The sequence below is a fragment of the Stenotrophomonas maltophilia group sp. Smal17 genome, assembly GCF_030237045.1.
GTDB classification, from domain to species: Bacteria; Pseudomonadota; Gammaproteobacteria; order Xanthomonadales; family Xanthomonadaceae; genus Stenotrophomonas; species Stenotrophomonas forensis.
The window spans coordinates 1-11,494 of record NZ_JASJSU010000104.1 but is presented as its reverse complement, the minus strand read 5'-3'; the positions used below and the strand labels follow the sequence as shown (position 1 = coordinate 11,494).

The window sequence follows — 11,494 nt, the reverse complement described above, 5'->3', positions numbered from 1 at the left end:
CCCCCCCCCCCCCCACTACCCAGCGCGAACGAAGAAGGCGGCCCTGAGGCCGCCTTCTTCTGCATCACTTGCCCTTGACGTGCTTCATCAAGCGCCGCTTGGCCTTGACCTGCCGCTCGGTGAGGACGTTCTTCTTGCCCTCGTACGGGTTGGTACCCTCGCGGAAGATGAAGCTCACCGGGGTGCCGATCAGCTTGAAGCGCTTGCGGAAGAAGTTCTCCAGGTAGCGCTTGTACGATTCCTGCAGCTCCTTCAGGCGCGTGCCGTGCACAATGAAGGTCGGCGGGTTTGCGCCGGCCGGGTGCACGTAACGCAGCTTGGAGACGTGGCCGCGGATGGTCGGCGGCGGGTTGGTCTCGTAGGCCACTTCCAGCGCCTTGTTCACTTCGCTGGTGGTGAAGGTCTTGTTGGCCGACTCGTGCGCGCGGTGCACGGCACGGAACAGCTCGCGCAGGCCCGAGCCATGCTTGGCCGAGATGCGTACCGATTCGGCCCACGGCACGAAGCCCAGCTTCAGCGACAGCAGCGTCTCGGCCTGCTCGCGCTGGTACTCGGTCAGGCCATCCCACTTGTTGATGGCGATGACCAGCGCGCGGCCGGCATCGAGCACGGCGCCGAGCACGGTGGCGTCCTGGTCGGTCACGCCTTCGGTGGCATCCAGCATCAGCACGGCCACCTGGCACTGCTCGATCGACTGCATGGTCTTGACCACCGAGAACTTCTCGACGACCTCGTCCACGCGCGAGCGGCGGCGCAGGCCGGCGGTATCGATCAGGCGGTACTCGCGGCCGTCACGCTCCAGGTCCACCGCGATCGAGTCGCGCGTGGTGCCCGGCACGTCGGAAGCGATCATGCGCTCCTCGCCGAGGATGCGGTTGACCAGGGTCGACTTGCCCACGTTGGGGCGGCCGACGAAGGCGATGCGGATGCGGTTCGGATCGTTGTCCAGCTCTTCGCCGCTGCCTTCTTCGGGCAGGCGCTGGATCACTTCGTCCAGCAGGTCGTCCAGGCCCTGGCGATGCGCCGCCGACACGGTCAGCATCTCGCCGAAGCCGTAACGGGCGAATTCCGAACGCACGCTGTCCTCGTCGGTGCCGTCGATCTTGTTGATCAGCAGCAGCGTCGGGCGCGACAACTTGCGCAGCCAGGCCAGGATCTCATCGTCCATCGCCGACGTACCCTCACGGGCGTCGACCACGAACAGGATCAGGTCCGCTTCCGCCGCAGCGGCGCGAGCCTGGCGGGTGGTGGCACCGGCCAGGCCCTCTTCCTCTTCCGCGATACCGCCGGTGTCGACGACGAGGAAATGGTTGTCCTCGTCCAGACGGCAGACACCGTAGTTGCGGTCGCGGGTGACGCCGGGCTGGTCATGGACCAGCGCGTCACGGGTGCGCGTCAGCGCATTGAAAATAGTCGACTTGCCGACATTCGGCCGTCCAACCAGGGCGACCAAAGGCAGCATCGCGATTACTCCAATTTTTAATTTGCCAACCGGAAGGCGGTCAGCTTGCCATCAACGTTCTGCACCAGCAGCACCCCGTCTGCGACGACCGGCTGGGCCAGCAGGGCGTCACCGCCACTCTTCGCCCGTGCCGCCATCGCACCATCGGAGGTCTTCAACCAGTGCACGTATCCCTTGTAGTCACCGACGACCACGTAATCACCCTGCAGCACCGGGCCGGTCAGCGAACGACGCGCCAGCTCGGTCTGCGACCACATGGCCGCGCCGGTCGCCTTGTCCAGGCCGAACACGCCGCCCTTGTTGTCGGTGACGAACACATTGCCGGACGACACCGCCACGCCACCGGCACCGCCATGGTCGCGCGCCCACAGCGGGCGACCGGTCGGGCCTTCGATGGCCATGGTCTGGTTCTTGAAGCTGCTCACGTAGAGGGTGTTGCCCTCCAGTACCGGAGCACCGTCAACGTCGGCCATGCGCTCAAGCTCGGTACGGCCTTCGCCGTTGCCGATGTTCTGCTCCCACAGCGTGCGGCCATCCTGCTGGGCCAGGGCCGCAACCGCGCCCTCGTCCTTGCCGATGAACAGCACGCCCGGGCCGGTGACCACCGGCGCGTTGCCGCGCACGGTCAGCGCCGGCAGTTCGCTCGGGTTGAACCACTTCTGGGTGCCGTTGCCGGCATCGAAGGCGGTCACGCGGCCATCGTTGCTGCGCACGAACACCAGGCCCTGGGCCACGGCCGGTGCGGCAATGACTTCACCCGGAACACGGGCACGCCACTTCTCGCTGCCGTCGTTGATGTCCAGGGCGATGACCTGGCCATCCAGCGTGCCGATCACGACCAGGTTCTCACCGACACCCGGGCCGCCGGACAGGCGCAGCTTCGGCTTCTTCTTTTCCTTCTGCGGCTCCCAGGTCCAGACCTTCTTGCCGGTCTGCAGGTCGATGGCGTGCACGCCACCGGTGATCGCCGCGGCGAACACGTGGCCGTTGGCCACTGCCGGGCCCTGGCGCACGCCGATGCGGCGCTCGCCCTTGCCGAGGTTGACCGACCAGGCCTTGTTGACCTTGACGCTGGGCTCGAACTTGACCAGCTCAGCCGGCTCCTGGGCCTTCTTCGCTGCCGCGTCCTTGCCGGCGAACCAGCCCTTCACGGTGCTGCAGCCGGTCAGGGCCATGCCCATCAGGAGCACGGTGGCGACGCGGGTGATCATGACCTTCTGACTCATCAAACCGACTCCGCAGGGGCGGCGACCGTGCCGCCGGCATCCATAACCTTGGTTTCCAGCAGGCGCCGCTGCGGCGCTGCCACGTCCAGCGACTTCAGCGCCTTCTCGTACTGTGCACGGGCGTCGTCACGCTTGCCCTGCGCCATCAGCGCATCGCCATGGATTTCCAGGCTGCTGCTGTCGGTGGCGCTGCCCAGCAGCTTGATCGCCTCGTCGCTCTTGCCGGTGGCCACCAGCAGGCGCGCCACTCGCTGGTCGACCACGCGCTGCAGGTCACCTTCGACCTTCACGCCGCGCAGGGTGGCCAGCGCCTCTTCGTTCTTGCCGGCGTCGACCTGGGCCTTGGCCAGCTGCAGCGCCGCGAGGTCGCCGTAGATGCTGGACGGGCCGGCTTCAAGCGCCTTCACTGCCTTGGAGGCATCGTCGAGCTTGTTCTGCTGCAGGCCGAGCAGCGCCTTCTGGTACTCGACATTGGCCGAGGCCAGCTTGCCGCCCTGATCCTTCTGGTACCACTGCCAGCCGGCGATGGCACCGATGGCGATGACCACGCCACCAAGGATGCTGGCGCCATTCTTCCGCAGCCAGCTGCGGACGCGTTCACTTTGTTCGTGCTCGTCGAGCAGATCGTCGATCGCCATGCGTACTCTCGCCCCGCCCATCGGGAGGGACCATTGGGTTTAATCGAAGGTGGTGAAACCGCGCCTCAGTGCGAAACCGGGACTACGGAGCCTTCAGAGGATACCTGAAAGCGTGCCACGTTGGCTCGCTGGTAGGGGGTCAGATCGACGATAGCGCCGTTCTGCTGAACCTGGACCGCCGAGGCGTTGCCCAGGGTCACCCGGGTCACCTGGCCCGGGGTGAAGCTGCGGCTTTCGCCGGACTTGATCAGTGCCTTCTCGACGGTGGCACCGTCCGGGCCGCCGATATCGACCCAGCTGTCGCCGCTGAACTGCATGTCCAGCGTGTTGGCGGCGGCGGCCGGCGCCGGGGCCGAACGCGGCACCGGGGCCAGCGAGGCCACGTACGGGGTCGCGGCCGGCTTGCTGGCCGGGACGCTCGCCACGTCAACCGGGGTGGCCGGCTCGACGCCCGCGGCGGACGGAGCCACCGGCACCGCAGCCGGGATCGCGTCCAGCGAGGCGGTGTTCGGCGACGGGGTGGCGCTACCGTCGAAGTGGCCACGGGTGGCAAACCACACCGGCACGGCCAGGACCGCGGTGATGCCGACATAGAGCATGCGCCGGCCGAGGTTCTCGGCAATGCGGCGCGCGCGCGGGGTATGGGTATGGCTGACCAGGGTGGGCGGGACCACCGGGCCGACCTGGGCCTGCTCCAGCAGCTGGCTCACATCCACGTTGAGCAGGCGCGCATAGCTGCGCAGCTGGCCACGCACGAACACCGGCGCGCCGAGCTTCTGCCATTGTTCCTCTTCCAGCGACTTGACCACCTGGACCGGCATGCGCAGGCGCGTACCGACATCCTCGAGGGTCAGTCCGGCCGCTTCGCGGGCCTGGCGCAGGCGGGTGCCGCAGCCGGCCGCAGTCTCGAGAGCGCTCACAGTCTGGTCATCAATCACAATGCATCAACCCTGGAGTTAGGAGCCCGCTTCCTGCGGAAATTCCTGTCGAATCCGCTGGAGATAGCGATCAGATGCCGCCCGATCGCCCAGCCGCGCTTCGATTTGAGACGCAAGTTGTAACACGGAACGCGTTGCGGGTGCAGCCGCAATCCTACGTTCGGCGAAGGCCCGGGCCTCCATGTAGCGGCCCTGGCGGAAGCTGAGCTGGGCCATCGCCTCGAGTGCGACCGGGTTGTCAGGCAGTGTCGTCAGCGCCGCGCGAAGGTCGCGTTCGGCACGCTCGAACTGGCCGGCATCCAGTGCGCAGCCGCCCGCATTGGCCTGTGCCTCGGCCGGCGTGGCATAGCCCGGCGCCTGCAGCGCGCGGTCGAACCAGACCAGCGACTCGGCCGGCCGGCCCTGCTGGCACAGCCAGGCACCGTAATTGTTGAGGATGTCGCCACGCTGCGGCGCCAGTTCGGCGGCCCTGCGGAAGCTCTCGCCAGCCTGCGGGGTGCGGCCACGACGCTCGTCGATGCCGGCCAGCAGCACCAGCGCGTCCGGGGCCTCCGGCGCCAGCTTCTGCGCCTCACGGGCCTTGCGCTCGGCCGCATCGAGGTTGCCGACCTGCATGTCGCGGGCGGCCAGCGCGAGCAGATCCTGCCAGCGCACCTGGCGGCGGACGTTGTCCGGATCGCGGACCGAGTACACCGGCGCCAGGCTGGGGCCCAGCTTGGCCTTGGGTTGGGATTTGCAGCCGCTGACCGAGAGGGCCAGCACGCCTGCGAACAGGGCCAGCCAGAGGCGGTCAGGCCGCGGCATCGCTCCCCTTCCCCGCCTGCAGCGTCTTGTTGAACTCCGCCTGGCGGCGGGTGCGGTCCATCACCTGGCCCTTGAGCTGGCCACAGGCAGCGTCGATGTCGTCGCCACGGGTACGCCGGACCATGGTCAGCACGTTGCTGTCGAGCAGGATCTTCTGGAAGGCACGGATGTGCGCTTCTTCCGAACGCTCGTACCGGGTGCCCGGGAACGGGTTGAACGGAATCAGGTTGACCTTGCCCGAATCCTTGGCCTGCACCGCGTTGTCGAACTGGCGCATCAGGCGGGCCAATTCACGGGCATGCTCGGGCTTGTCGTTGATGCCCTTCATCAGGGTGTATTCGAAGGTGACCGATTCGCGGCGCTTGTTGGCGCGCAGGTAGCGTGCGCACGAGGCCATCAGCTCGGCGATCGGGTACTTCTTGTTGAGCGGCACCAGGGTCTCGCGCAGCGCATCGTTGGGCGCATGCAGCGACACCGCCAGCGACACGTCGCTTTCGGCCGACAGGCGATCGATCTGCGGCACCAGGCCGGAGGTCGACAGGGTCACGCGCTTGTTGGCCAGACCGTAGCCCAGGTCGTCGCGCATCACGCTCATGGCGCGCACGACGTTGTCGAAATTCATCAGCGGCTCGCCCATGCCCATCATCACCACGTTGGTGAGGCGGCGCATCTGGTGCGGCACGTTGCCCAGGTGGCGTGCGGCAACCCACACCTGGCCGATGATCTCGGCGGTGGTCAGGTTGCGGTTGAAGCCCTGGGTGGCGGTGGAGCAGAACGTGCAGTTCAGGCCGCAACCGACCTGCGAGGACACGCACAGCGTGCCGCGGGTCTTGTCGGGGATGTACACGGTCTCGATGGCGTTCTTGCCATCCACGCCCATCGCCAGCAGCCACTTGTGGGTGCCGTCGGCGGAGGGCTTGTCGAACACGATGTTCGGAACCAGCACCTCGGCATGGGCCTGCAGCTTGGCGCGCAGGACCTTGCCGAGGTCGGTCATTTCATCGAAGTCGGTGACGTAGCGATGGTGGATCCACTTCATCACCTGATGGGCACGGAACTTCTTCTCGCCGAGAACCTCGACGAAAAACTTCTCCAGGCCCGCGCGATCGAGGTCGAGCAGGTTCTGCTTGCCAGCCGTGGGTGCCGACTTCGGCAGCGGCTGGATGGCGGGGGACTGTACGACCTCGTTCACGGCATTACTCTCAGCGCGAAACGACTTCGGTGGCGGCGAAGAAGTAGGCGATTTCAATCGCGGCATTCTCGACCGAGTCCGAGCCGTGGGCGGCGTTGGCATCGATGGATTCGGCGAAGTCGGCGCGGATGGTGCCCGCAGCGGCTTCCTTCGGGTTGGTGGCGCCCAGCAGGTCGCGGTGGGCCAGGACGGCGTTCTCGCCTTCCAGGGCCTGGATCATCACCGGGCCGGAGATCATGAACTCGACCAGCGCGTTGAAGAACGGACGCTCGCGGTGCACGGCGTAGAAGCCTTCGGCTTCACGGCGCGACAGCTGCTTGTACTTGGCGGCCACGACCTTCAGGCCGGCCTTCTCGAAGCGGGCGTAGATTTCGCCGATGACGTTCTTGGCAACGGCGTCCGGCTTGATGATCGAAAGGGTGCGCTCCAGCGCCATGGGATGTCTCCAATGGAATCGGGCCGCTGATGGCCCGAAGGGTAACATGAAAAAAACCCGCGTCGGGACGCGGGCTTAGCCTGATAAACGTAGGCGAATTGTAAAAGATAAAGCGCTGGCGTGGTAGTGCCGGCCGCTGGCCGGCAGGCTGGCGCCCCCCCCCCCGCCACTACCCTTTGCGCCCATTCACCCACCTGAGCGGATTCTGACCGCCCCGGGCATTTTTGCTGCACTGCAAAATGCCATACGCTACCGTCTGGTCCTAGTATCAAACAATCGTTTGATTAAGGTCTGCCCGCCGATGGCCAAACCCGCCCACTTCTCGACCAAGGACCGCATCCTCGGTGCCGCCGAGGAGCTGTTTGCCCAGCACGGCTTCGCCGGCACCTCGCTGCGCCAGGTGACCAGCCAGGCCGACGTCAACATCGCAGCGGTCAATTACCACTTCGGCTCCAAGGAAAACCTGGTCAACGAGGTGTTCCGCCGCCGCATGGACGAGATGACCGGTGCCCGCCTGGCGCAGCTCGAGCGCGCCCGCAGCGAACATCCCGGGCAGCTGCGCCCGGTGCTGGCCGCCTTCGTCGAGCCGGCGCTGGCGCTGGCCCAGGACCGCCAGAACGGCGGTGCCTTCGTGCGCGTGATCGCGCGCGCCTACGCCGAGAAGAACGACAACCTGCGCAAGTTCCTGTCCGACCACTACGGCCACGTGCTGCGTGCGTTCGGCAAGGCGATTGCCGAATGCGCGCCCGACCTGAGCAAGGAAGAGCTGTACTGGCGCCTGGACTTCCTGGCCGGCTCGCTCACCTATGCCATGGCCGACTTCGGGCTGATCAAGCGTCCCGCCGGTGTCACCGAAGCGGCGCATCGTGCCCATGCCGCCCACGAACTGATCCATTTCGCCGAAGCCGGGTTCCGCGCCGCCGCACGCGCCAGCGCCCTGCCCGCTTCCCCGTGATTCCACCGGGTGTGACCCACCCAGTAACTGCTGACCAACAAAGGCCCTACACCATGTCCAATTCCCTGCTAGTCCGCCGCGCCGCCGTGCTGGGTGCCGGCGTCATGGGTGCCCAGATCGCCGCCCACCTCACCAACGCTGGCGTCGACACCGTGCTGTTCGACCTGCCCGCCAAGGAAGGTCCGGCCGACGGCATCGTGCTGAAGGCGATCGCCAACCTGGGCAAGCTGAGCCCGGCGCCGCTGGCCAGCAAGTCGCTGGCCGAGGCCATCACCCCGGCCAACTACGAATCCAGCCTGGAGCAGCTGAAGGACTGCGACCTGATCATCGAGGCCATCGCCGAGCGCATGGACTGGAAGCAGGACCTGTACAAGAAGATCGCGCCGTTCGTGGCCGACCACGCCGTGCTGGCTTCCAACACCTCGGGCCTGGGCATCAACAAGCTGGCCGACGTGCTGCCCGAGCAGCTGCGCCACCGCTTCTGCGGCGTGCACTTCTTCAACCCGCCGCGCTACATGCACCTGGCCGAGCTGATCCCGGCCACCACCACCGACGCCGCCGTCCTGGAAGGCCTGGAAGAATTCCTGGTCACCACCCTGGGCAAGGGCGTGGTGTACGCCAAGGACACCCCGAACTTCATCGGCAACCGCATCGGCGTGTTCTCGATCCTGTCCACCATCCACCACACCCAGCAGTTCGGCCTGGGCTTCGATGAAGTGGACGGCCTGACCGGCCCGCTGGTCGGCCGCCCGAAGTCGGCCACCTACCGCACCTCCGACGTGGTCGGCCTGGACACCATGGCCCACGTCATCAAGACCATGGGCGACACGCTGCCGAACGATCCGTGGCATGAATTCTTCAAGTCGCCGAAGTGGCTGGACGCGCTGATCGCCAAGGGCGCGCTGGGCCAGAAGACCGGTGCGGGCATCTTCCGCAAGGTCGGCAAGGACATCGTGGTGCTGGACCTGGAGAAGCAGGACTACCGCCCGGCCGACCGCAGCGCGGCACCGGAAGTGGTCGAGATCCTGAAGATCAGGAACCCGGCCGAGAAGTTCGCCAAGCTGCGCGAGAGCCAGCACCCGCAGGCGCAGTTCCTGTGGGCGACCTTCCGCGACCTGTTCCACTACAGCGCCTACCACCTGGCCGACATCGCCGAGACCGCGCGCGACGTCGACCTCGCCATCCGCTGGGGCTACGGCTGGTCGCTGGGCCCGTTCGAAACCTGGCAGGCCGCTGGCTGGAAGCAGGTCGCGCAGTGGATCGCCGATGACATCGTCGCCGGCAAGAGCATGAGCAACGCCCCGCTGCCGGACTGGGTGTTCGATGGCCGCGATGGCGTGCACGCCGCCGAGGGCAGCTACAGCCCGTCGCGCAACGCCAAGCTGCCGCGCTCGTCGCTGCCGGTGTACCAGCGCCAGCGTTTCCCGGATCCGCTGCTGGGCGAGACGTTCGCGCCGGGCGAGACCGTGTTCGAGAACGACGGCCTGCGCATGTGGCATGACGGCGACGGCATCGCCGTGGTCAGCTTCAAGACCAAGATGAACACCGTGTCCGACCAGGTGCTGGACGGCCTGCAGGAATGCGTCAGCCGCGCCGAGAAGGACTTCCAGGGCCTGGTGATCTGGCAGCAGAAGGAACCCTTCTCCGCCGGTGCCGACCTGGCCGGTGCCCTCGGCCTGCTGCAGGCCGGCAAGGTCGACCAGTTCGAAGAGATGGTCGCCAACTTCCAGCGCACCAGCCAGCGCATCAAGTACTCGCTGGTGCCGGTGGTGGCTGCCGTGCGCGGCCTGGCCCTGGGTGGCGGCTGCGAGTTCCAGATGCACAGCGCCAAGACCGTGGCCTTCCTGGAAAGCTACATCGGCCTGGTCGAGGCCGGCGTGGGCCTGCTGCCGGCCGGCGGTGGCCTGAAGGAACTGGCCGTGCGCGCCTCGCAGGCCGCCGGCCCTGGCGGTGACGTGTTCGCCGAACTGAAGAAGACCTTCGAGACCGTGGCGATGGCCAAGGTGTCCAACTCGGCGGTCAACGCCAAGGAACTGGGCCTGCTGCGCAGCACCGACAAGGTGGTGTTCAACAGCTACGAGGCGCTGCACATCGCCAAGGCCGAAGCCCGTGCGCTGGCCGAAGCGGGCTACCGTCCGCCGCTGCCGGCACGCCGCATCCAGGTGGCCGGTGACGTGGGTATCGCCACCTTCAAGATGATGCTGGTCAACATGCTGGAAGGCCGTTTCATCAGCCCGTACGACTACGAGATCGCCGAGCGCATCGCCACCGTCCTGTGCGGCGGCAAGGTCGACCGCGGCACCCTGGTCGACGAAGAGTGGCTGCTGACCCTGGAGCGCAAGCACTTCGTCGAACTGGCCCAGCAGGAAAAGACCCAGGCCCGCATCGCGCACATGCTGAAGACCGGCAAGCCGCTGCGGAACTGACGGAAGACATCGGTAGTGCCGGCCGCTGGCCGGCAACCTCTTCCAACCCCTATTCAAGAGATCACTGCAATGACCAAGCAAATCCAGGACGCCTACATCGTCGCCGCCACCCGTACCCCGGTTGGCAAGGCGCCCAAGGGCATGTTCCGCAACACCCGCCCCGACGACATGCTTGCGCACGTGCTGCGCAGCGTCGTCGCACAGGCCCCGGGCGTGGACGTCAACCGCATCGATGACGCGATCATCGGCTGCGCCATGCCGGAAGCCGAGCAGGGCATGAACGTGGCGCGCATCGGCGTGCTGCTGGCCGGCCTGCCCAACACCATCGCCGCGCAGACCGTGAACCGCTTCTGCTCTTCCGGCCTGCAGGCCGTGGCGCAGGCCGCCGACGCGATCCGCCTGGGCAACGCCGACCTGATGCTGGCCGGTGGCACCGAATCGATGTCGATGGTGCCGATGATGGGCAACAAGATCGCGATGGCACCGAGCGTGTTCGACAACGACCACGTCGCCATCGCCTACGGCATGGGCATCACCGCCGAGAAGGTGGCCGAGGAATGGAAGGTCTCGCGCGAAGACCAGGATGCGTTCGCCCTCGCCTCGCACCAGAAGGCCATGGCCGCGATCCAGAACGGTGACTTCAAGGACGAGATCAGCCCGTACGAGATCGTCTCGCACCTGCCGGACCTGGCCGATGGCCAGCGCATCATCACCCGCAACAAGGTGGCCGACACCGATGAAGGCCCGCGTCCGGATTCCTCGGCCGAAGGCCTGGCCAAGCTGCGCCCGGTGTTCCGCAACGGTCAGTTCGGCGGCACCGTCACTGCCGGCAACTCCTCGCAGATGAGCGATGGCGCCGGCGCCGTGCTGCTGGCTTCGGAGCAGGCGATCAAGGATTACGGCCTGACCCCGCTGGCGCGTTTCGTCAGCTTCTCGGTGGCCGGCGTGCGTCCGGAAGTGATGGGCATCGGCCCGATCGCCGCGATCCCGAAGGCACTGAAGCAGGCCGGCCTGACCCAGGACCAGCTGGACTGGATCGAGCTCAACGAAGCCTTCGCCGCGCAGTCGCTGGCGGTGATCCGCGATTGCGGCCTGGACCCGAGCAAGGTCAACCCGCTGGGCGGCGCGATCGCCCTGGGCCACCCGCTGGGTGCGACCGGCGCGATCCGTACCGCGACCCTGCTGCACGGCCTGCGTCGTCGCCAGCAGAAGTACGGCATGGTGACGATGTGCATCGGCACCGGCATGGGCGCGGCGGGTATTTTCGAGGCGCTGTAAGGTTCAAGGCGTTGCCTCGTTGGGCTTCATGGCGTGGGCCGGGTCGGCAGGGCTGCGCGGGACACGCCGTGAACCCCCCCTCCGGGGTCCGGCCCAGCCGCTGGCGGCTGTGCGTTCGGGCGCTTGCGAAGCAGTGCTT

The 11,494-nt window shown here is 67.0% G+C and carries 10 protein-coding genes; 3 read left to right on the top strand and 7 right to left on the bottom strand.

The window, feature by feature from the left end; translation table 11 throughout:
• Window positions 1-64: 64 nt before the first annotated feature.
• The 7 genes from der to ndk all read right to left on the bottom strand — a co-directional run bounded on the left by der (window position 65) and on the right by ndk (window position 6,696).
• Window positions 65-1,462 carry a ribosome biogenesis GTPase Der gene (gene der / locus QRO93_RS18845; protein ID WP_008264979.1) on the bottom strand — a complete coding sequence of 466 codons (1,398 nt, stop codon included), beginning with the start codon at window positions 1,460-1,462 and terminating at the stop codon, window positions 65-67.
• Between the two features lie 17 nt (window positions 1,463-1,479).
• Window positions 1,480-2,688: an outer membrane protein assembly factor BamB gene (bamB, locus tag QRO93_RS18840; RefSeq protein WP_053449524.1), complete on the bottom strand. Its 1,209-nt coding sequence runs from the start codon at window positions 2,686-2,688 to the stop codon at window positions 1,480-1,482.
• Window positions 2,688-3,326 (bottom strand): tetratricopeptide repeat protein, encoded by a 639-nt coding sequence (locus QRO93_RS18835; protein WP_006434876.1) that lies wholly within the window; start codon window positions 3,324-3,326, stop codon window positions 2,688-2,690. Before QRO93_RS18835 ends, bamB begins: the two co-directional genes overlap by 1 nt.
• Before the next feature lie 65 nt (window positions 3,327-3,391).
• Window positions 3,392-4,264 carry a RodZ domain-containing protein gene (locus QRO93_RS18830; RefSeq protein WP_053449522.1) on the bottom strand — a complete coding sequence of 291 codons (873 nt, stop codon included), beginning with the start codon at window positions 4,262-4,264 and terminating at the stop codon, window positions 3,392-3,394.
• Between the two features lie 18 nt (window positions 4,265-4,282).
• Window positions 4,283-5,068: a type IV pilus biogenesis/stability protein PilW gene (gene pilW / locus QRO93_RS18825; protein WP_180881037.1), complete on the bottom strand. Its 786-nt coding sequence runs from the start codon at window positions 5,066-5,068 to the stop codon at window positions 4,283-4,285.
• On the bottom strand, window positions 5,055-6,260 hold the full coding sequence (rlmN, locus tag QRO93_RS18820; RefSeq protein ID WP_005409296.1) for a 23S rRNA (adenine(2503)-C(2))-methyltransferase RlmN: 1,206 nt from the start codon (window positions 6,258-6,260) through the stop codon (window positions 5,055-5,057). Before rlmN ends, pilW begins: the two co-directional genes overlap by 14 nt.
• A 10-nt stretch (window positions 6,261-6,270) precedes the next feature.
• Window positions 6,271-6,696, bottom strand: coding sequence for a nucleoside-diphosphate kinase (gene ndk, locus QRO93_RS18815; protein ID WP_008265389.1), 426 nt, complete (start codon window positions 6,694-6,696; stop codon window positions 6,271-6,273).
• A 301-nt stretch (window positions 6,697-6,997) separates the two neighbouring features.
• Between ndk and QRO93_RS18810 the strand changes: the two genes are divergently transcribed.
• The 3 genes from QRO93_RS18810 (at window position 6,998) to QRO93_RS18800 (ending at window position 11,355) form a co-directional block, all read left to right on the top strand.
• Complete coding sequence (locus QRO93_RS18810; RefSeq protein WP_006431024.1) at window positions 6,998-7,651, top strand: TetR/AcrR family transcriptional regulator; 654 nt, start codon at window positions 6,998-7,000, stop codon at window positions 7,649-7,651.
• Between the two features lie 53 nt (window positions 7,652-7,704).
• Window positions 7,705-10,077, top strand: coding sequence for a 3-hydroxyacyl-CoA dehydrogenase/enoyl-CoA hydratase family protein (locus QRO93_RS18805; RefSeq protein ID WP_180881038.1), 2,373 nt, complete (start codon window positions 7,705-7,707; stop codon window positions 10,075-10,077).
• Window positions 10,078-10,146: 69 nt separating this feature from the next.
• A complete protein-coding gene (locus QRO93_RS18800; protein WP_006431022.1) occupies window positions 10,147-11,355 on the top strand; it encodes an acetyl-CoA C-acyltransferase in 1,209 nt (402 codons plus the stop codon).
• Window positions 11,356-11,494 lie beyond the last annotated feature (139 nt).